Raw genomic sequence first — 18,383 nt, 5'->3', positions numbered from 1 at the left:
ATCAATGGAAATCCCGGCTGGGAAACAGGCGCTTGGCCTGCTCGCGGGGATGCCGTGCGCCGCTGCGATCGCGGAGCGGGCGCAGGCCACGGCGGTAAAGCCGGTTGCATCAGGGCACTGACCTCGTGAATGCGGGTCAGGCGCAGGGGAAAACAGGTGTGAAAGGCAGCAGCAGACGTGTATCCAAAATACCTTCGGTGTCCGGCGATGGAAACCGGCTTTGATCCGGATATCTAACGATCCGGATCGATCAGCCCAAGCCCGCGCAGGTAGATACCGATCCCGGTTTCCAGAAGTTCTTCGGGGGGAAAGGGCGAGCGGTTGCCCGGGGTGGCTCGCGCGTAGAGTTCGACGACGCCGTGGCTCAGTGCCCAGATATGCGCGCTGAACATCGATGCGGGCGGGCGCTTGTGCGGCGGGATATGTTCGGAGAGATCCTCTGCCGCCCGTTCCAGCACGTCATGCGCCCTGGCCGAGGCCGCGGCGAGTTCGGGCGTGCGGTTCACCGAAATCCCGCTTTCGAACATCGCGATATAATGTCCGGGATGTTTGCGCGCAAAGGCCAGATAGGCGCGCCCCGTCGCCTCGAACGCCGCCAGCGCCGAGGGTTGACCCGAGTCATAGGCATATTGCATGAGATCGGCGAACATCTCGAACCCCTGCCGCGCCGCTTCGGCGATCAGGTCTTCGCGACCGGCAAAATGGCGATACACCGCCGCCGGTGTGACGCCTGCCTGCTTGGCCGCTTCCGACAGGGTAAAGCCGGTCGGTCCTTTCACCTCGATCAACTCGAGCGCGGCGTCGATCAACGCCTGTCGCAGGTTGCCGTGATGATAACCGCGTTTAGACATCCCAGATGTCCGGGCCACCGCAGATCTTGTCGTCGATATGTCCGAGTGCCTTTGCGCTCTTGCGGTCGTACTCCATGTGGCCCAGCACCACACGGATCGCATTCAGCCGGGCGCGCCGCTTGTCGTCGGATCGGATGATGGTCCAGGGCGCGGCCTTGCTGTGTGTACGCTCCAGCGTTTCGCGGATCGCGCCGGAATATTCGTCCCATTTCCGCAGCCCCTCGACATCGATCGCGCTCAGCTTCCATTGCTTCAGCGGATCCGATTCCCGTGACAGAAAGCGGCGCAGCTGCTCGGCACGGCCGACATTGATCCAGAACTTGAAGAGGAGAATGCCATCTCCCACCAGCGATTGCTCGAACGGTGCGACCTGGCGGAAAAACCGTTCGCGTTCCTCTTCTGTGCAAAAGCCGTGCACCTTTTCGACAACCGCCCGGTTGTACCAGCTCCGGTCAAAGAACGTGATCTCACCGGCAGAGGGCAGGTGGTCGATATAGCGCTGGAAATACCACTGGGTCTGTTCGGCATCCGACGGTTTCGGCAGCGCGATCACCTTGGCGCCGCGCGGGTTCAGATATTCGCGGAATCGCTTGATCGTGCCGCCTTTGCCCGAGGCGTCGCGGCCTTCGAACACGATCACGATCCGCTGACCGCTCGACTTGACCCACGCCTGCATTTTCACCAGTTCGATCTGTAGCGCGCGCAGTTCCTTTTCATAGACCTTCCGTGCCAGCCGCTCGCTATGCGGATAGGTCGGTGACAGGATATCGCCCTTCTCCGCGCGCCGGATCGCGTTTCTGACGTCTTCGGGCGCATCGTTCTTGAAATAGGCACTGATCGCGCCGTCAAACGGGAGTTCCATCGACCTGTCCTTTTGTCTGTCTTTTCAGCACTATGGGATGTTAACAGGTTTAACGCAAACCCGCACGTGACGCGGCGCGGTCGATTGCGGCAACGATCTCGTCCTCGGAGGCGTGATGCGGCATATGGCCGATCCCTTCCAGTCGCGTCAGAACCGCGCCCGGGATCTGATCAACCAGCTTTTCGGAATGGATCGACAGGCCGACAGTTTCATCCGCGGTGCCGTGGACGATCTCGGTCGGTACGGAAATCAGGCCGTAATCATCCACCTGTGCCTTGATCTCGCCCAGCAGATTGGCGCGCTGGTCGGCATTGGCGCGCATCGACACACGCCGCAGCGTAAGGGCGGCGCCGACCTCTTCGGCATAGCCGTCGGGCGGGCTTTGCGGCGCAAAGATCGAACGGATGGTGCGCGCGATACGCTCTTCGCTGATCAGCGCGGTAATCAGCGGCACGATGATGCGGCTGCCCCAGTCGGAGGAGGTCACGCGATAGAGCGGGTCGAGCGGAATGGTCCACGGGTTGGAGGGTGCGGAGATCGGGACAAGCGCAGCGATATCGTCCGGGTAATACACCGCCCAGGCCAGCGCCACCGCGCCGCCATAGCTGTGTCCCACGACGATGGGCTTGCTGGCGCCGAGCTGTTCCGCGGCTTGCCGCAAGAGTGTTGCCTGCTGGTGCAGGCTGGCCCCGGTCGTGTTCAGCCGATCCGTATAGCCCAGACCCGGACGGTCGATGACGAAGACACGGTAATTCTCGGCAAGCCGGGGGGCGAGGGAAAAGGTCATGTCGCGCGTACTGCCGCTGGCGCCGTGGATCAGGACGAGGTCGGGACCGCGTCCCATAACCACCGCATGCACATTGATGTCGCCGACGCGCAGGAACTGACCCTGCGGCGGAAAACGCTGTTCCGCCGCGGCTTCGCGTTCCTCGGCGCGCATCAGCAACAGGACCCAGCCAAGAGTCAGTGCGACCAGCGCCGCGATGAACAGAGCGAGTACCTTGAGAGCCATAGCCATGATCAAGCGCGCAGGTCGGTCGTTTCCAGTCCGATCTTCGCGATGTCAAAAGGCGTGGTCTCGTAGACCTCGTTGATCCAGTTGCCGTAGAGCAGATGCGCGTGGCTGCGCCAGCGGTTCTGCGGCGCCTTGCTCGGGTCGTTGCCGGGATAATAATTGATCGGCACGTTGATCGCGATGCCTTCTGCGACGTCGCGGTCATATTCCTGTTTCAGGGTATCGCTGTCATATTCGAAATGGTTGAAGATATAGAGCGCGCGATGCGCCCGATCCTCGACCAGACAGGGGCCGACCTCGTCGCTGCCCAGCAAGGTGCGCAGACCATCCGCGGCGTTGATTTCGTCCTGGCGCATCTCGGTCCAGCGCGAGACGGGAATCACGCAGATATCGGAAAACCCGCGCAGGTAAGGCGAGGTGGGCGCAAGATTGTTGTGCCCGAAACACCCGAATGCCTTGCGATCCAGCATGTGTTTCCTGACGCCGTGAAAATGATTCACCATCGCCATGCCGCCCCAGCAGACACCCAGCGTGGAGTGTACATTGGTCTGGGTCCACTCGAAGACCCTGGTGATCTCGTCCCAATAGGTGACCTGATCGAAATCCAGATGCTCGATCGGCGCGCCGGTGATGATGAGCCCGTCGAATTTCTCGTCCTGCAGATCCGAAAAGGGACGATAAAAGCTCTCCATGTGATCGGCGGCGGTATTCTTGGCCTGATGTTCGGACATGCGGATCAGGGTGAGTTCGATCTGAAGCGGCGTGGCCCCGATCAGCCGGGCAAACTGGGTTTCGGTCTGGATCTTCTTGGGCATCAGGTTCAGCAGACCGATATGCAATGGGCGGATGTCTTGCCGTGCGGCCTGATCCTCGGCCATGACCATGACGCCTTCGCGGGTCAAAACCTCGTAGGCAGGCAGGTCGGCGGGGATCTTGATGGGCATCTCGGATTTCCTCTTGCTCGAAAGCGGTAGATAGCCCCGCCAGCCCGCGCTGCCAAGAGGGCAGGGCCGCACAATATGGTGTTGTATGTTGTTGGGAATACGCTAACTCCGTGTCATGTATCGTGGGAACATCTGATAATCGACCGGAGGAACGATGCTGAGATTTGCTGCTGTCTTGTGCCTGATGACAACCGGCGCGCTCGCGCAGGAGGATGATCCGATGGCGCTTCAAAGGTGTGTCTGGCGATGCCTGGCGGATTCCCCCGGCGCCGCGAGCGCGGAATACAACGAATGCGTCGCGCGCCTTTGCACGGAAGGCGGATCAACGTCTGACGCCGGAACGACGTCATCATCCCCCACATCGATCGCCGGGACATGGCGTGGCGGCATTGCCGCCGATGGGCGCACCGTCTTCGCCGGTGTCGACAGCCCCGCCGGCGATGGCTCGGGCCTGTTTTACATGTGCGACACGGCGGGGCAGAGCTATCTCATGCTCTATGCGGCGGATGCGCCGCCGGGCGCTTTTCATCTGGATGTGGCTGGGCAGCGATATACCCTGAATTTCGATATGGCGCGCCAGCAATTGACCAGCAATATTGCGCCACGGCAGGGCGTGTTGTCGGCACTGGCCAGCGGCTCGTCGGTTTCGGTCGTCAACCCGCTTGGCGACCGGTTGCTCCAGGTCGGCCTGGGCAATTCCCGTTCGACACTGGAGCAGGCCTATTCCGCTTGCGGCAGCTAGGGCATATCGCGATCCGCCCGGCGGATCCGGCAACACCTGACGCGGCGATCCCTTGGGTTCCGGCGGCGCAAGGTAATCCGGGTTTGCCGCAGAACGCTTTTGCGGGCGGGATCAGGCCACGCTCACGCTGTTGCGGTGTTCGATCGCCGTGGCGATGAGATCGTCGAAATCGCCGGCGTCGCGCAGGCTCGCGATCTGATCGGCGCTGACCGTGACGCCCCATTTCGCCATCGCCTCATAGCGGGGCTGACGATGCGCGAGCGCCTGCGCATAGGTCCAGCGCACAAAGGCATCCGGATCAACATCGCCCTCTTCCAGATTGTTTTCGCTCAGATATTTATCCCACACCCGCGTCAGGAATTCGGGCTGGTACGACATCGGCTTGGGCGCCTTGTCAAAGCGGCGGATCAGGTCCTTCGTATGCGCCTCGTCGCCCTTGATCCAGACCATCAATGTGTGCCGGGCAAGTTCGGACAGGATCGGGTCGTCGGGATCCGCCGGGTCCACCCATTCACAGATCGAGCCACCGGTGTCGCAGATGAAATTGCAATAGCCATAGAGCCGTCGCGCCCGGTCGATGAAATACTCGGTGTCCAGCAGCGCATGAATCTCGGCCTGCCGGAACTGTTCCTGACGGCGGCGGTATTCCTCCATGCTCAGCCCGCCACGGTCCACATTGCCCGGCTTGCCCAGATAGGCCGATACCGGGGTCAGGTTGGCAAAGCTGATATTCGATCCGATATAGATCGAATCCGACAACAGCAGGTCGCGCAGGAACGGCACCTTCATCGCTTCGGCCTTGGCGTTGTCGGCGATGTATTCGCCCATGTAACGTGTGCCGATACGGTAATCGATGCTGTAGTGAAACCAGCCACCGGCATCGCGCAGCATCTGGCTCGCGTGGGTCTTGCCAAGGCCGGACATGCCAAAGAAAAGTATGCGTTTGGAGGGCGCGGCGCGCCAGTCCTGTGCCGATTGGTAGATCATCAAACCCGTTCCCTTTTTGCCTAGCTACTCAGCCGGGCGGGCGGGGTCAATTGCGCCGTTTTCCGATCTTTCCGTTCAGGATCAGCAACCCGAGAGCCAGCAGGGCGAACCCGGCAAAGGCGCGGGGATGCAGCTCTTCCCCGCGCAGCCACGCGCCAAGAACAATGGCAACCGGCGGGATCAGCAGCGTGACCAGCATGAGATTGCCGCTCCCGGCCATGCCCAGTACCCGGTAGTAGAGCAGATAGGCCCCGGCGGTGGCGATCAGGGCGAAATAGCCGATTGCAGCCCATGTAACCGGTTGAAGATCAAAGACGACAGGGCCGTCCATGACGAGGGCGGCGGGCAGCATGATCACGGTCGAGCCGGTCAGCATCCCGGCGGCGGCCACCTGCGGCGGCAGATGGCCCAAACGCGCACGGGCCCAGGCGCTGGCAAGGGCATAGCTGACGGTTCCGGCGAGCACGGCAAGCTGCGCCGTGCTGCGCAGATCAAACTCCGTGAGGTTGCTTATGCCGATGGCGGTCGCCACCCCGGCAAAGCCGATCCCGACACCGGCCGCCTTGCGCAGGGTCAGGCGTTCGTCGGCAAACACGATCGCGGCGACAAGCACGCCGAAAATCGCAGTGGCGGCGTTCAGGATCGAAGTGAGACCGCTTTCGATATGCAATTGACCCCAACTCATCAAACCGAAGGGAATGACATTGTTCAACAGGCCCATGACGAGGAATGCGCCCCAGACGCGCGGGTCGCGGGGGATCGGCAGCCGTGTTGCGACCACGACGATCCAAAGGGCGAGCATGGCCCATCCGGTGCGGTGCAACACCGTGGTCGTCACCGGAACCTCGTCGAGCGCGACACGGATCGACAGGAAGGAGCCGCCCCAGACCAGGCCAAGCAAAAGCAGTTCACCCCAGGCACGCGGGGATATCGTTTTCTGTTCACTCATGCCGCCTTATGTCGGGCGTTGAGCGTCCATTGCGACCCGGATCTTGCGGGTTTCCGACAGGATGTTCAGGTAGTTGGCGACAAAGATCACCGCCGCGCCGACGAATACCCAGACATCCAGCGCTTCGTTATAGAGCAGCATGCCGATCACCGCGATGGTCGGCAGCCGCGCAAAGTCGATCGGCATGACCACGGTTGCGGGCGCGATGGCCAATGCGTTGGTGATGCAGAAATGGGCGAGCAATCCGCCGAGGGCGATCACAACGAGCCACGGCGCTGTCTGCAGATCCGGAAGCGCCACGTCACCGTCGAACCCAGCCGTCAGCAGACCAAAGCCCAGCTGCATCACGGTCAGCCAGAACATGATGCAGCCGACGCTTTCGGTGCGGGTCAGCCGCTTGGTGAACATGCCGGTAAATGCAAAGAAAATCGCTGCGGATGCCGCGGCGATAATACCGACATTGATGCTGTCCGGGCTGGGCCGGGCGACGATCAGGATGCCGACAAAGCCGAGCGCCGCCGCAAAGGCCCGCATCGGCGTCAGACGTTCGCCAAGCACCAGCGGAGACAGAATGATGATCCAGAGCGGCGAGGTGAATTCAAGGGCAAAGACCTGTGCCAGCGGGATCAGGGTGATCGCATAGAACCACAGATTCTGACCGCTGAAATGCACAAGATTGCGAAGGAAATGCAGCCCGAACCGTTGTGTCGACACCTGATGCAACCTGCCGGTCAGGCTCAGAACCGCGACCACGATCACCACGCCGATGGCACTGCGATACATCATGATTTCAAAGGTATCGAGCGCAAAGCTGACTTCGCGGCCGGCCACGGCCATCGACGAAAACGAGGCAATGGCCCCCGTCATCCAGAGAGCGGCGCGAAGGGTTGATGTCATGGCCTGTCGGTCCTTAAATCGTTAACTGCCGCGATCATTGTCGTGCTGACACTATCAACCCCATGACATTGCCGGATTGCAAGGACCTGACGGATAATTTAACCGGCCCTGCTGTTTTACACACCGTAATTTGAAAGGCCGCGCAGACAGGCGCGGGCCACTGGCACATCGCCTGTCAGACAAAGCTGCCTGGGGGCGCCGGCGAGAATGACTGGATCACACCGCGATGGCGCAAAAAGATCGCGTTATTCACCTGCAACGCCGTCTTTGGTGATACACACGTCATCAGAAAACCCGTCAGTGATTTCCTGAATGCCCGGGCTTACTCCCACTCAATCGTTCCCGGAGGTTTGCTCGTGACATCATAGGTGACGCGGTTGATGCCCTTGACTTCGTTTATGATGCGGGTGGCAGTTTCGCCCAGGAAATCGTGGCTGAACGGATAATAATCCGCCGTCATGCCATCGACCGACGTCACCGCGCGCAGGGCGCAGGCATAATCATAGGTGCGCCCGTCGCCCATCACGCCCACGGTGCGCACCGGAAGGATGGCCACGAATGCCTGCCAGATTTCGTCATAGAGACCATGCTTGCGGATCTGGTCGATATAAACGGCATCCGCCTTGCGCAGGATTTCAAGCTTGTCGCGGGTGATCTCGCCGGGGCAGCGAATCGCCAGTCCGGGGCCCGGGAAGGGATGACGGCCGATGAAGCTCGCGGGCAGGCCAAGCTCGTGACCCAGAACGCGCACTTCGTCCTTGAAAAGTTCGCGCAGCGGTTCGACCAGCTTGAGCCCCATCTTTTCCGGCAATCCACCGACATTGTGGTGGCTCTTGATCGTGACGGACGGGCCGCCCGAAAACGAGACGGATTCGATCACGTCAGGATAGAGCGTGCCCTGGGCGAGGAATTCGGCACCCTCAATGGTATCCGCGTATTTCTGAAACACGTCGATGAACAGCTTGCCGATGATCTTGCGCTTGGTCTCGGGGTCGCTGACACCCTCAAGTTCGCCAAGGAATAACGCGCTTTCATCCGCATGGATCAGTTGCAGGTTGTAGTGCTCGCGGAACATCGACACGACTTCGTGCGCCTCGTTCATCCGCAACAGCCCGTGATCGACAAAGACACAGGTGAGTTGTTCGCCGATGGCTTCGTGGATCAGGATCGCCGCGACCGAGCTGTCCACCCCGCCAGACAGGGCACAGATCACCTTGCGGTCGCCCACCTGATCGCGGATTTTGCGGATCATTTCCTCGCGATAGGCGCCCATCGTCCAGTCGCCGGAGAACCCGGCGGCGCGCACAAAGTTCTCATAGAGCGTCTTGCCGTTGGGCGTGTGGTGCACTTCGGGGTGGAACTGCACCGCGTAAAAGTTGCGTGCCGGGTCGGCGGTGATCGCAAAGGGCGCACCGGGCGACGTGCCGAAGACCTGGAATCCGGGGGCGATCTCGGACACGTGATCGCCGTGGCTCATCCAGACCTGTTCGCGACCGGAGCCATCCATGAACCAGCCGTTGAGAAAATCGACGCGCGCCTCGGAGGGCGAGACATAGGCGCGCCCGAATTCCGCGGTGGCGTGTTCGCCGGCTTCGACCCGACCGCCGAGATCGTGCATCATGACCTGCTGCCCATAGCAGATGCCCAGAATCGGCACGCCGAGGTCGTAGACCGATTTCGGGGGGCGCGGGCTGCCCTCGCGCATGACCGAATCCGGCCCGCCGGAAAAGATCACCGCCTTGGGCGCATACTCTGCCAGAAAGGCGTCGGTCACGTTCTGATAGGGGTGGATTTCGCAATAGACGTTCAATTCGCGCAGGCGACGCGCGATAAGCTGCGTTACCTGGCTGCCGAAGTCGATGATGAGAAGGCGGTCATGGCTGGTCTGGGTCATGTGCTGGCTTTAGGATGGAGCGGGCGGACTGGCAAGAGGAATGGCAGCGGCGCGCGGTCTCAACCCATCGAGTCCGAACTTTGCTTGCCCCGCTGTGTGGCACGGCCCACGTCCACGCGATAGCTCCAGAACGCAATGGCGGACCAGGTCAGGATATAGAGGATGCCGGTCAGCACGACCACGACACCGGGCAGGGGGCCGACATCGGCGCGCCCGAGTGCCTCTTGCAATGAGGTCACAGGGGTCGGATGCACCGCCAGTTTGCCGGCAAAGGCGATCGACTGGATCAACAGGATCCAAAGGTAGTTGCGCCGGATTCGCCGCCCGATCGCGATCAGCAACCCGACATGATAGCGCGGGCGCATGTAATCCTGCGCCAGAACCTGCTGCCAGTTATCCTCCATGTGAAGGTCGCCGTCATAAAGCAGCGGGGCGTAGAAATGGGTTTCCAGCCAGCGGGCGCGGGCGCGCCAGACGCTGAAATAGCGGTAGCGGCGGGCTTCCAGCATCAGAAACAGGATGATGAGCACACCGACCAGCACCAGCGGCAGCGGCGAGGCGTCGGGCGAGGCGAACGAGATCGACAATGCGACGCCGAGGGTGACAACCGCCCAATTCGTCGTGGTATCGAGCCGGGTGCGCCAGATCGTGCTTCGATAAATCTCGCCACGATAGAGATGCGCGACCGCGCCGATTTCCGCCGCGTTCAGGGTCTTGCGGGCTGATTCTGTTTCCGAAATGACGCCGCCCTCCCATGGCTGACCGTCATAATGCCCCGCCATTTGCCGCGGGTCAAAGCGTTCGCCAGAGGCGCATATGTCGCTTTTCCCCCGCATGCGCCGCAATCTTTCCCGGCAAGGGTATCCGCTTGCGATAAACCACAGGCGCAGAAGCCGTTTTCAACAGGGGACGAGGGCATGACCGAAGCAAGCACCAGACGCAGGGCAAGAGGTGGCGGCGGCGCGGCGCGACGCGCCGAGCGAACCGCGGTCAGTGTCGAAACGGCAAGGTATATTGAACGCAACATTCCGAACTTCGAGGTTCTGACCCCCGAAGCGATCGAGATCATCGAGGCCAATGCCGAAAAGGTGCTGGCCGAGATTGGCGTGAACTTCGTGAACAATCCGGCTGCGCTGGAACGCTGGCGGGCCGCCGGTGCGGAGGTGGATGGTGAACGTGTTCGGATCCCGCGCGGACTGGCGCGCAAGCTGTGCGAGACCGCGCCATCGCGTTTCGTGCAGCACGCCCGCAACCCCGCGCGTAACGTCGAGATCGGTGGCAAGAGTTTGGTTCTCGCACCGGTTTACGGGCCTCCCTTCGTGCGCGACGCCCACGGTGGCCGCCGCTATGCGACGATGGAGGATTTCCGCAAGTTCGTGAAACTGGGCTACATGTCCAAATGGCTCCACCATTCGGGCGGTACCGTGTGTGAACCCACCGATATACCGGTGAACAAGCGTCACCTCGACATGTTGCTTGCGCATATGACGCTGAGCGACAAACCGTTCATGGGATCGGTGACGGAACCCAGCCGCGCGCAGGATTCGGTCGATATGTGCGAGATCCTGTTCGGCAAGGACTTCGTTCAGCAGAACACGGTGATGACGTCGCTGATCAACGTGAACTCGCCGTTGACTTTCGATGACGTGATGATGGGCGCGCTCGAAGTTTATGCCCGCAACAACCAGGCCTGCATTATTTCCCCGTTCATCGTGGGAGGCGCGATGGCGCCGGTTTCGGTTGCCGGCACTCTGACACAGGTGCTGGCCGAGGTGCTTGCCGGGATCGCCTATTCCCAGCTGATCCGCCCCGGCGCGCCGGTGATCTTCGGTGCCTTCGTGACATCGATCGACATGAACAGCGGTGCGCCGACCTTCGGCACGCCCGAGGCCAGTCAGATCCTCTATGGGGCTGGTCAACTGGCGCGACGCCTGGGCCTGCCATTCCGCTCGGGCGGTGGCCTGTGCGCGTCAAAACTGCCCGATGCACAGGCGGCCTATGAAACCGCGAATACGCTGAACGCGGCGCTTCTTGGTGGGGTGAATTTCATGTTGCACGCCTGCGGCTGGCTGGAGGGCGGTCTGGTCAGCAGCTTTGAGAAATTCGTGCTCGACGCGGATCAGCTTGGCGTCTTGCACAAGCTCGCGCAGGGGGTGTCCGCAGACGAGAATGCACAGGCCCTCGGCGCGATTGCCGAGGTTGGGCCAGGCGGTCATTATCTTGGATGCGAACATACGCAGGCCAATTTCAAGACGGCATTCTGGCGCTCGGAAGTGTTTGATTACAAACCCTTTGAAACCTGGGAAGAAGAGGGTGCCCGCGATTCGCAGACGCTGGCCTCGCTTCGTGTGGCGCGCCTGCTGGAGACCTACCAGCAGCCGGCAATCGACCCGGCAATCCAGGCCGAGCTTGAAGCCTATGTCGCAGCCAGAAAAGACTCGATGCCGGACGCCTTCATGTAGCGGGTTCCGACCGGGCGGAGCGTAGCAACTCGGCTTCGCCCATCATCGCGATCAGCACATCGACATGCCTTGCGAGCGCATAGCCCGCGTCATCGCTGTTGCGCTGATCGTTCAGGGTACGCTCGATTTCCATCAGCCGCATGATCGCCGCCGCGGGGCGCGGCAGCGTACCGTATCCGAGCAGGCGCTGCAGGTGCCGGTCACGGCGATATTCCCGCGCGCCGAATTGCGCCGCGCGGATCAAAAGCTGTGGGCGGCGCAATGCACTCAACATGCTCATTACATCTTGCATTTTCTGAAATCCCTTTCCCTCGTTTTTCTGGTGACGCCAATCTATTGCACAACTTTTGCGGGTGTTGCGCTCATTGCGATACCAGCGTGCGCGGGTTTCACCACTGTTTATCATTTAAAAACAATGGTGAATGGGAGGGTGTTGCATTAACTCCTGAGTAACAGAATCGCCCATAGGTTGTTGGTTAATGAAGAGGTAACCGACACTGCCCTGGCGATTTCGAGGACGGATCAACATGGGAAATCAAGTTGCAACGGCGCTGCCAAACTGGGTTCCGGAGACCGTTCAGCGGTATCTTGCCCATACCGAGGCTGGCCAACCGATCCGCGATCTTGCCCGGAATGCGAGATGTCACGCCTCGACGGTCCTGCGACAAATCCGCAAGGTCGAGACCCGCCGTGACGATCCGCTTGTCGATGCGGCTCTTGCGACGCTCGCGGACCTTCATTTTTCAATGCCCCGGCGCAACGCAAAGATTTGGCGCGGCCCGGCAACAATGACAAAGGAAATGACATCGATGAGCCATAGCGCAAAAATCCGGGTTCCGACGCCAGATGCGGCCACGCTTGAGATCGAAGCGCGCCGTGTCTTGCGGCGCCTCTGCGAAAACGGCGCCGTGCTGGCGGTTGCAGAGAACATGGAGAAGGCTGTGATCGTGCGTGACGGAGATGGCGTGACAACCACCCGAACCGCAGTTGTGGATTGCGAAATAGCCCAGGCCATGGCGCTGAAAGACTGGATTTCATGCGCCAATCCGGGGCGGGTCAGCCGCTATCGCATCACTGCGGCCGGGCGCGCCGCGCTGGGGCAACTGCTGGCAGAGCAGGAAAACCGCGCCCGGCAGGAAAAAGAGAGCGGTTTTGCGGAAGCCCAGACACCTTTCCTGGTTGCGGGCGAGGCAGGGCCGGCAATGCCCCGTAACGCGGCCACGCCGCCGCGCCGTACCCGGTACAACCTGTCCGAAAGCCCGTTGATCGCATTGGCCCGGCGCAAGGATCGCGATGGCAAGCCATTTCTCGACGATGAACTGGTGCGCGCCGGCGAACGGCTGCGCGAAGATTTCGAAATCGCCCAGATGGGGCCGCGCGTCGCACAGAACTGGGATCGCTTTCTGACCGGCGGTGGGCGCGGCGGATTCGACGCGGGGTGCGATACGACCTCACGCTCCTCGGAAGCGCGCGACCGGGTGGCGCGGGCCCTGTCCGATCTGGGTCCGGGATTGAGCGACGTGGCGCTGCGATGCTGCTGTTATCTCGAAGGGCTTGAAACCGCAGAGAAAAAGATGGGCTGGTCCGCGCGTTCGGGCAAGATCGTGCTGCGCATCGCGCTGCAACGTCTCAAACATCACTATGACGGGCAGAACGAGCCCGACCGCATGATCGGCTAGCGTCCGACCGTGCCAGCCGACGCGTCACAGTTTGCTGTCGGCTTCGTCAACCAGATCTTCCGCTGCGTTATATTTATCCTCGGCGGCCTTGTGCTGATCGGCGACGGATTTGATGAGGCTCTTCATCTTGCCCTGTTCGTTATGCGCTGCGATAAGTTTGGCCTGCTTCTTCTGCGCGATCTGCAAATCCTTGTTGAGGCTTTCGAGTGTTTTCAGATGCTCGGAGGCCTTTTTCAGACAGGATTTGGCAGTTTGCACATCTTTCTCCAGCTTCTTCTTGCCGGCAACATCCGCCGGAATTTTCGCGAACTTGTCGTTGGCACACAGCATGCTCGCGTGACTGGTAAATTTCTCGACATTGCGACCCAGGCGTTTGGCCTTGTTATCGATTTGTTGCCGCTTGGGGTTTTCCAGCAATATGTCCGGCAATTCATCGCCCTTGCCCTCTTTCAGCGCCTTCGTGACCACCACATCTCTGGATTTCCTGAGATCGGCACCGAAAAACGCATCCTTGGCCTGCAATGTGCCAAATGCGTCCCTGGACGCAGTTAAATCAGAGAGGATCGCGGCGGCCTTGTCAGTGCATTTCTTGACCGTCTTGTTCGATCTTGCCGTTTGCCCGGACTTTTTCATATCCTTTTCAAAGTCGTCGCAGGCGCGTTTGAAATCCTGAAACCGCTTTCTGGCGTCGCTACTGAGGTCTTCCAGTGATTTGACGAGTGACTGCTGTTCGTTGAGCGAACTCTCCCAATCGGACAATGCGTTCTTGAAGTCCCTGTCGGCAAGAAAGTCCTTCCATTTCTTGCCGGTAACACCCTTCTTGATCGCCGCCGGGATGCTCTCGGACAACTTGTCCTCGCGATCATAGGCGATCTTTCTGTTGGCTTTAATCTTGGCTTTGAGAGCGGCCGCGCCGGCGGGCGGACAGTTTTTGGCAACCTCCTTTTCGATGGCTGCACATTTCTTTTCGAAGATCTTTGCCTTGAGTTCCCAGGATTCGATATTTGGCACGGGGGCACCTCGCTTTCGCTTTGCATTGCAGCCAGATCCGTTTCGGGCGGTGGTCACACGATCCGGGACTCAGTATTGCGGTGGAGCGGGCCTCCGACAAGGAACTGGTTCACACAAGGGAAGCGGATCCGAATGCATAGCACCCATGTGTCGCTGGCGGTTCTCATGACGCCGCGTTATGTTAGGTAGCATTGCAACTGCCGCAACAGACCGGAACCCACATGACGCGAGACCTGAAAATTCCCGAACAGCGCCATCCGGAGAAGGCGCATCGTCCGGACAATGCACAGCCGAAAAAGCCAGCATGGATTCGCGTGAAAGCACCGGGCGGCAAGGGGTATGCGGATACGCGCAAGATCATGCGCGACAACAATCTCGTGACCGTCTGCGAAGAGGCGGGGTGCCCCAATGTCGGCGAATGCTGGAGCCAGGGGCACGCCACCATGATGATCATGGGCGAGATATGTACCCGAGGCTGCACCTTCTGCAATATCGCCACGGGGCGACCGGATACGCTGGACGCGTTCGAGCCGGGACGGGTCGCGCATGCGGTGGAAAAACTCGGACTGAACCATGTGGTGATCACCTCGGTGGACCGCGACGATCTTCAGGATGGCGGTGCCGAGCATTTCGCCCAGACCATTCGTGCGATCCGGCATCGCAGCCCGAAAACCACGATCGAGATTCTGACGCCGGATTTCCTGAAATGTGACCCGTCGGTTCTGGAGACCGTGGTCGGGGCGCGGCCCGATGTGTTCAACCACAACCTTGAAACGGTGCCGGGGCTTTACCCGACGGTGCGTCCGGGCGCGCGCTATTTCCACTCGCTGCGGTTGTTGCAGCGGGTCAAGGAACTGGACCCCGCGATTTTCACCAAGTCCGGCATCATGGTCGGTCTGGGCGAAGACAGCCAGTCGGTGAAGCAGGTGATGGATGACATGCGCGCCGCAGATGTGGATTTCCTGACCATCGGGCAATATTTGCAGCCGACGCCCAAGCATCACCGGGTGGATCGTTTCGTCACGCCGGAAGAATTCGAGACCTACGAAAAGGCCGCGTTCGGCAAGGGCTTTCTGATGGTTTCGGCCACGCCGCTGACCCGTTCGTCATACCACGCAGGGAATGATTTCGCCCGCCTGCGCGACGCGCGTCAGGCAAAGCTGGGTCTCGCCTGAGCATTTCCGCCCGCACCTTGTTTCCTGAATTCGGGGGTGCTCTCAAGCGTGCTTGCCATCCGCCATCGCGCATGCACTGAAATACAGCCGCCGGATAATGCAGCGGGTTTCAGGGGGTTCACGAAGTGCTCTCGGTGAATCGTACCTTGCCGATATAGGGAAGGTTCCGGTTGCGTTGCGCAAAGTCGATACCATAGCCGACGACAAATTCGTCCGGGATTTCGAAACCGATCCAGTCAGCGCGAAAATCAACCTCACGCCGGCTGGGCTTGTCCAGCAGCGCGATGGATTTCAGGCGGGCGGGCTTGCGGCTGGTCAGCAGGCCGATGACATGGTTCAGCGTGTGTCCGGTATCGACGATATCTTCGACCACCAACACGTCACGACCTTCGATTGCGCCGCGCAGATCCTTGAGAATGCGGACCTCGCGGCTGCTTTCGGTGCTGTCCCCGTAGGATGAAGCCTCGAGGAAATCGACCTCGATCGGCAGGTCGAGCTCGCGCACGAGGTCGGCAATGAAAACAAAGCTCCCTCGCAGCAGCCCGACCACCACCAGCTTGTCGGTGTCGGCAAACTCGCGGCGGATCTTCCGGCACAAATCTTCGATCCGCGCTGCAATCGCTTTGGCGGAAATCAGTTCGTCGATGACATATGGCCGCTCTGCCATGGTCCCCCCTTGATCTTTTGGGCCAATCATACGACACGACGCGCGACTGTCATCCACGAACTGCCGGACCCGAAAACATGCCAAGCCATTCGGAAACCCGACCCATGCCGTACACTGCCGAACAGATGTACGACCTTGTCGCGGATGTGGCGTCTTACCCCCGTTTTCTGCCGTGGTGTGCCGCCGCCCGTGTGCGCAGCGTCAAACCGCAGGGCGACTCCGAGGTGATGGAAGCGGACCTCGTGATCAGCTTCAAGGTCTTTCGCGAACGCTTTGGCAGCCGGGTGACGCTCTGGCCCGCACAAAAGAAGATCGACACCGAATATATCGACGGGCCGTTCAAGTTCATGAAATCGAACTGGGCCTTCCGGGATACGGCAACCGGATGCGACGTATCGTTTCGCGTGGACTTCGAATTCAAGAACGCGATCCTGCAACGGGTCATCGGGCTGGTTTTCAACGAGGCGATGCAGCGTATCGTGCGGGCCTTCGAGACGCGGGCCGCCGAGCTCTACGGCCCCGCCAACCAGAGTTAGCTGCGCGCCGCGTGGCCGTGCGACGGTGCTATGCGCCGCGTTCCGACAACGCTGCCATCAGAAGCGTCAGGGCGTGATCGCGGGCGGCACTGCGCACCTGCGCACGTCCCCGTGCGCCAAACTCGACGGTTTCGGTGACTGTGGCGGACCCCGTCATCGCCAGCCCGAAGCAGACCCGCCCCTCGGGTTTGAATTCCGACCCGCCCGGACCCGCTATGCCGGTGATCGACACCACGAGATCAGCGCCTGACCGCTCAAGCGCACCGTCCGCCATTTCCCTTGCCACCTCTTCGGAGACCGCGCCGACACGTGACAAGGTATCGCCCCCGACCCCCAGCATCTGTTGTTTTGCGCTGTTCGAATAGGTGACAAATCCGCGGTCAACCACATCGGATGATCCTGCGATATCGGTGAGCGCGGCAGCCACCATGCCGCCGGTGCAGCTTTCCGCCGTGGCAACCCGTACGCCTGCGGCGCGGGCCAGCGCGAGCAGGGCGCCGACATCTACCATCCCATCATCCCGTGCCACAATCCGGCGAGCAGCATGACGCCAAGGGCGGCAAACACCCCGGCGATGACATCGTCGAGCATCACCCCGAGCGGATCGCCACGCCGGTCGGCCCACCCCACCAGCCACGGCTTGCCGATGTCAAACAGCCGGAACAGCAGAAACGCCGCGACCCAGCCGGGCCAGAGCCGGGTGATATCCAGCCCCATCGACCAGGTCGCGTAGCTGAGCGGTGCAAGCGCGATCAACTGGCCCGCAACCTCGTCGATCACGATTTCGGAGGGGTCGTGATCGGCACTGTTTCGGGTCATGATCCGCGTGGCCCACAAACCGGCGAGGAATGTCGCGGCGATGGCGATCAGCAACAGGGGAAAACCGCCGATCGCATGAACCAGCCAACCCAGAGGCAGCGCCGCCAGCGATCCCCACGTGCCCGGTGCTGGGCGCAGGTAGCCGACACCGCAGACCGTCGCGATCAGATCCGCCAGCCGCTTCATACCGACACCAGCGTTGCGGTTGCAATTGCGGCAATGCCCTCGCCGCGCCCGGTGAAGCCGAGCCGTTCCGACGTTGTCGCCTTGACCGATACACGGGCGATATCCATGCCCGTGATTTCGGCGAGACAGGCCCGCATCGCCGCAGCATGCGGTCCGATCCTGGGTGCCTCGCAGATCAGGGTGACATCCACATTGCCCGGAGCCAGGCCCATGCTCCGCGCGAGGTCGATGGCGTGACGCAGGAAAATGTCGCTGGCCGCGCCTTTCCACTGCGGGTCGCTGGGCGGGAAATGTTGACCGATATCGCCCCGCGCGAGCGCCCCGTAGATCGCATCGGTCAGCGCGTGCATGCCCACATCGGCATCCGAATGCCCCTGCAAGCCACGATCAAACGGGAGCGTGACCCCGCAAAGCGTGACCGCGTCGCCAGGTCCGAACCTGTGCACGTCGAATCCGTTTCCCAGCCTGATATCCATATGCGCGCCTTTTTTGGTTCTGCGTGCGCCCTCGGTTTCCGGTACGCACCACGCCCGCTGTTTAGGCTTTGGGTCAATCTGTGGCAATCACCCCGGATGCATTGCACAATAATTGTGCAGGCGCATTCCGTTGCGGCAGGATTCCATGCCTGAGCGTTGTATGCCGGAGGGGCGTCCACTAAACCCGGTGCAACTGCACAAGGTTTGGGCATGTGACGCCGCAATTCGATA

19 protein-coding genes and 1 pseudogene are annotated in these 18,383 nt (G+C 61.0%); 5 read left to right on the top strand and 15 right to left on the bottom strand.

Annotated elements, in window-relative coordinates; all coding sequences use genetic code 11:
* Positions 1-233: 233 nt before the first annotated feature.
* From AB9K34_RS22165 to metA, 4 genes are read right to left on the bottom strand one after another with little or no spacing between them, the layout of a single operon-like run.
* Positions 234-851, bottom strand: a complete 618-nt coding sequence (locus AB9K34_RS22165; RefSeq protein ID WP_369956791.1) for a TetR/AcrR family transcriptional regulator — start codon at positions 849-851, stop codon at positions 234-236.
* A complete protein-coding gene (ppk2, locus tag AB9K34_RS22160; protein WP_369956789.1) occupies positions 844-1,713 on the bottom strand; it encodes a polyphosphate kinase 2 in 870 nt (289 codons plus the stop codon). Before ppk2 ends, AB9K34_RS22165 begins: the two co-directional genes overlap by 8 nt.
* Before the next feature lie 49 nt (positions 1,714-1,762).
* Positions 1,763-2,725 carry an alpha/beta fold hydrolase gene (locus AB9K34_RS22155; RefSeq protein WP_369956787.1) on the bottom strand — a complete coding sequence of 321 codons (963 nt, stop codon included), beginning with the start codon at positions 2,723-2,725 and terminating at the stop codon, positions 1,763-1,765.
* Between the two features lie 8 nt (positions 2,726-2,733).
* The gene (gene metA, locus AB9K34_RS22150; protein WP_369956785.1) at positions 2,734-3,672 is read right to left on the bottom strand and encodes a homoserine O-succinyltransferase; all 939 of its coding nucleotides are present in this window, start codon (positions 3,670-3,672) and stop codon (positions 2,734-2,736) included.
* 154 nt (positions 3,673-3,826) lie between these two features.
* On the opposite strand from metA, the gene AB9K34_RS22145 reads away from it, so the two are divergent.
* A complete protein-coding gene (locus tag AB9K34_RS22145; RefSeq protein WP_369956783.1) occupies positions 3,827-4,414 on the top strand; it encodes a hypothetical protein in 588 nt (195 codons plus the stop codon).
* Positions 4,415-4,525: 111 nt separating this feature from the next.
* Here the strand turns inward: AB9K34_RS22145 and AB9K34_RS22140 are convergent, their stop codons facing one another.
* From AB9K34_RS22140 to AB9K34_RS22120, 5 genes are all read right to left on the bottom strand, one after another.
* On the bottom strand, positions 4,526-5,401 hold the full coding sequence (locus AB9K34_RS22140; protein WP_369956781.1) for an ATPase: 876 nt from the start codon (positions 5,399-5,401) through the stop codon (positions 4,526-4,528).
* Between the two features lie 46 nt (positions 5,402-5,447).
* On the bottom strand, positions 5,448-6,350 hold the full coding sequence (locus AB9K34_RS22135; RefSeq protein ID WP_369956779.1) for a DMT family transporter: 903 nt from the start codon (positions 6,348-6,350) through the stop codon (positions 5,448-5,450).
* 6 nt (positions 6,351-6,356) lie between these two features.
* On the bottom strand, positions 6,357-7,247 hold the full coding sequence (locus AB9K34_RS22130) for a DMT family transporter (protein WP_369956777.1): 891 nt from the start codon (positions 7,245-7,247) through the stop codon (positions 6,357-6,359).
* Positions 7,248-7,569: 322 nt separating this feature from the next.
* The gene (guaA, locus tag AB9K34_RS22125; protein WP_369956776.1) at positions 7,570-9,141 is read right to left on the bottom strand and encodes a glutamine-hydrolyzing GMP synthase; all 1,572 of its coding nucleotides are present in this window, start codon (positions 9,139-9,141) and stop codon (positions 7,570-7,572) included.
* 59 nt (positions 9,142-9,200) lie between these two features.
* Positions 9,201-9,923 (bottom strand): DUF2270 domain-containing protein, encoded by a 723-nt coding sequence (locus tag AB9K34_RS22120; protein ID WP_369957113.1) that lies wholly within the window; start codon positions 9,921-9,923, stop codon positions 9,201-9,203.
* Between the two features lie 135 nt (positions 9,924-10,058).
* On the opposite strand from AB9K34_RS22120, the gene AB9K34_RS22115 reads away from it, so the two are divergent.
* Complete coding sequence (locus AB9K34_RS22115) at positions 10,059-11,603, top strand: trimethylamine methyltransferase family protein (RefSeq protein WP_369956774.1); 1,545 nt, start codon at positions 10,059-10,061, stop codon at positions 11,601-11,603.
* Here AB9K34_RS22115 and AB9K34_RS22110 read toward each other — a convergent pair.
* Positions 11,596-11,883 (bottom strand): DUF6477 family protein, encoded by a 288-nt coding sequence (locus tag AB9K34_RS22110; protein WP_369956773.1) that lies wholly within the window; start codon positions 11,881-11,883, stop codon positions 11,596-11,598. The genes AB9K34_RS22115 and AB9K34_RS22110 overlap by 8 nt on opposite strands.
* Before the next feature lie 247 nt (positions 11,884-12,130).
* Here AB9K34_RS22110 and AB9K34_RS22105 point away from each other — a divergent pair, with 247 nt between their 5' ends.
* Entirely contained in the window at positions 12,131-13,282 is a 1,152-nt protein-coding gene (locus AB9K34_RS22105; RefSeq protein WP_369956771.1) for a DUF6456 domain-containing protein, read from the top strand.
* Between the two features lie 24 nt (positions 13,283-13,306).
* Here AB9K34_RS22105 and AB9K34_RS22100 read toward each other — a convergent pair whose 3' ends face one another.
* The gene (locus AB9K34_RS22100) at positions 13,307-14,293 is read right to left on the bottom strand and encodes a hypothetical protein (protein WP_369956770.1); all 987 of its coding nucleotides are present in this window, start codon (positions 14,291-14,293) and stop codon (positions 13,307-13,309) included.
* Between the two features lie 221 nt (positions 14,294-14,514).
* Between AB9K34_RS22100 and lipA the strand changes: the two genes are divergently transcribed.
* A complete protein-coding gene (gene lipA / locus AB9K34_RS22095; RefSeq protein WP_369956769.1) occupies positions 14,515-15,468 on the top strand; it encodes a lipoyl synthase in 954 nt (317 codons plus the stop codon).
* Between the two features lie 118 nt (positions 15,469-15,586).
* Here lipA and hpt read toward each other — a convergent pair whose 3' ends face one another.
* Entirely contained in the window at positions 15,587-16,135 is a 549-nt protein-coding gene (gene hpt / locus AB9K34_RS22090; RefSeq protein WP_369956768.1) for a hypoxanthine phosphoribosyltransferase, read from the bottom strand.
* Between the two features lie 77 nt (positions 16,136-16,212).
* Between hpt and AB9K34_RS22085 the strand changes: the two genes are divergently transcribed.
* Positions 16,213-16,671 (top strand): type II toxin-antitoxin system RatA family toxin, encoded by a 459-nt coding sequence (locus tag AB9K34_RS22085; protein ID WP_369956766.1) that lies wholly within the window; start codon positions 16,213-16,215, stop codon positions 16,669-16,671.
* 28 nt (positions 16,672-16,699) lie between these two features.
* Here AB9K34_RS22085 and AB9K34_RS22080 read toward each other — a convergent pair whose 3' ends face one another.
* The 3 genes and pseudogenes from AB9K34_RS22080 to ispF all read right to left on the bottom strand — a co-directional run.
* Complete coding sequence (locus AB9K34_RS22080) at positions 16,700-17,182, bottom strand: CinA family protein (protein ID WP_369956764.1); 483 nt, start codon at positions 17,180-17,182, stop codon at positions 16,700-16,702.
* A complete protein-coding gene (locus tag AB9K34_RS22075) occupies positions 17,176-17,676 on the bottom strand; it encodes a phosphatidylglycerophosphatase A (RefSeq protein WP_369956762.1) in 501 nt (166 codons plus the stop codon). The genes AB9K34_RS22080 and AB9K34_RS22075 overlap by 7 nt, the downstream gene beginning before the upstream one ends.
* Positions 17,673-18,152, bottom strand: a pseudogene (gene ispF, locus AB9K34_RS22070) (2-C-methyl-D-erythritol 2,4-cyclodiphosphate synthase); the annotation flags it as partial. The gene AB9K34_RS22075 and the pseudogene ispF, both read right to left, overlap by 4 nt.
* Positions 18,153-18,383 lie beyond the last annotated feature (231 nt).

The sequence above is a fragment of the Sedimentitalea sp. XS_ASV28 genome (assembly GCF_041224545.1).
Taxonomy (GTDB): domain Bacteria; phylum Pseudomonadota; class Alphaproteobacteria; order Rhodobacterales; family Rhodobacteraceae; genus Sedimentitalea.
Note: the sequence above shows the minus strand (reverse complement) of the source record. Positions and strands in the feature narration are given on the sequence as shown.

Bases quoted from the DNA above. Each gene is read 5' to 3' on its own strand.
- lipA (WP_369956769.1), top strand. From the start codon at position 14,515: ATGACGCGAGACCTGAAAATTCCCGAACAGCGCCATCCGGAGAAGGCG.
- AB9K34_RS22120 (WP_369957113.1), bottom strand. From the start codon at position 9,923: ATGGCGGGGCATTATGACGGTCAGCCATGGGAGGGCGGCGTCATTTCG.
- AB9K34_RS22140 (WP_369956781.1), bottom strand. From the start codon at position 5,401: ATGATCTACCAATCGGCACAGGACTGGCGCGCCGCGCCCTCCAAACGC.
- AB9K34_RS22155 (WP_369956787.1), bottom strand. From the start codon at position 2,725: ATGGCTCTCAAGGTACTCGCTCTGTTCATCGCGGCGCTGGTCGCACTG.
- ppk2 (WP_369956789.1), bottom strand. From the start codon at position 1,713: ATGGAACTCCCGTTTGACGGCGCGATCAGTGCCTATTTCAAGAACGAT.
- hpt (WP_369956768.1), bottom strand. From the start codon at position 16,135: ATGGCAGAGCGGCCATATGTCATCGACGAACTGATTTCCGCCAAAGCG.
- AB9K34_RS22145 (WP_369956783.1), top strand. From the start codon at position 3,827: ATGCTGAGATTTGCTGCTGTCTTGTGCCTGATGACAACCGGCGCGCTC.
- AB9K34_RS22130 (WP_369956777.1), bottom strand. From the start codon at position 7,247: ATGACATCAACCCTTCGCGCCGCTCTCTGGATGACGGGGGCCATTGCC.
- AB9K34_RS22135 (WP_369956779.1), bottom strand. From the start codon at position 6,350: ATGAGTGAACAGAAAACGATATCCCCGCGTGCCTGGGGTGAACTGCTT.
- AB9K34_RS22110 (WP_369956773.1), bottom strand. From the start codon at position 11,883: ATGAGCATGTTGAGTGCATTGCGCCGCCCACAGCTTTTGATCCGCGCG.
- metA (WP_369956785.1), bottom strand. From the start codon at position 3,672: ATGCCCATCAAGATCCCCGCCGACCTGCCTGCCTACGAGGTTTTGACC.
- AB9K34_RS22085 (WP_369956766.1), top strand. From the start codon at position 16,213: ATGCCAAGCCATTCGGAAACCCGACCCATGCCGTACACTGCCGAACAG.
- AB9K34_RS22115 (WP_369956774.1), top strand. From the start codon at position 10,059: ATGACCGAAGCAAGCACCAGACGCAGGGCAAGAGGTGGCGGCGGCGCG.
- guaA (WP_369956776.1), bottom strand. From the start codon at position 9,141: ATGACCCAGACCAGCCATGACCGCCTTCTCATCATCGACTTCGGCAGC.
- AB9K34_RS22075 (WP_369956762.1), bottom strand. From the start codon at position 17,676: ATGAAGCGGCTGGCGGATCTGATCGCGACGGTCTGCGGTGTCGGCTAC.
- AB9K34_RS22165 (WP_369956791.1), bottom strand. From the start codon at position 851: ATGTCTAAACGCGGTTATCATCACGGCAACCTGCGACAGGCGTTGATC.
- AB9K34_RS22105 (WP_369956771.1), top strand. From the start codon at position 12,131: ATGGGAAATCAAGTTGCAACGGCGCTGCCAAACTGGGTTCCGGAGACC.
- AB9K34_RS22080 (WP_369956764.1), bottom strand. From the start codon at position 17,182: ATGGTAGATGTCGGCGCCCTGCTCGCGCTGGCCCGCGCCGCAGGCGTA.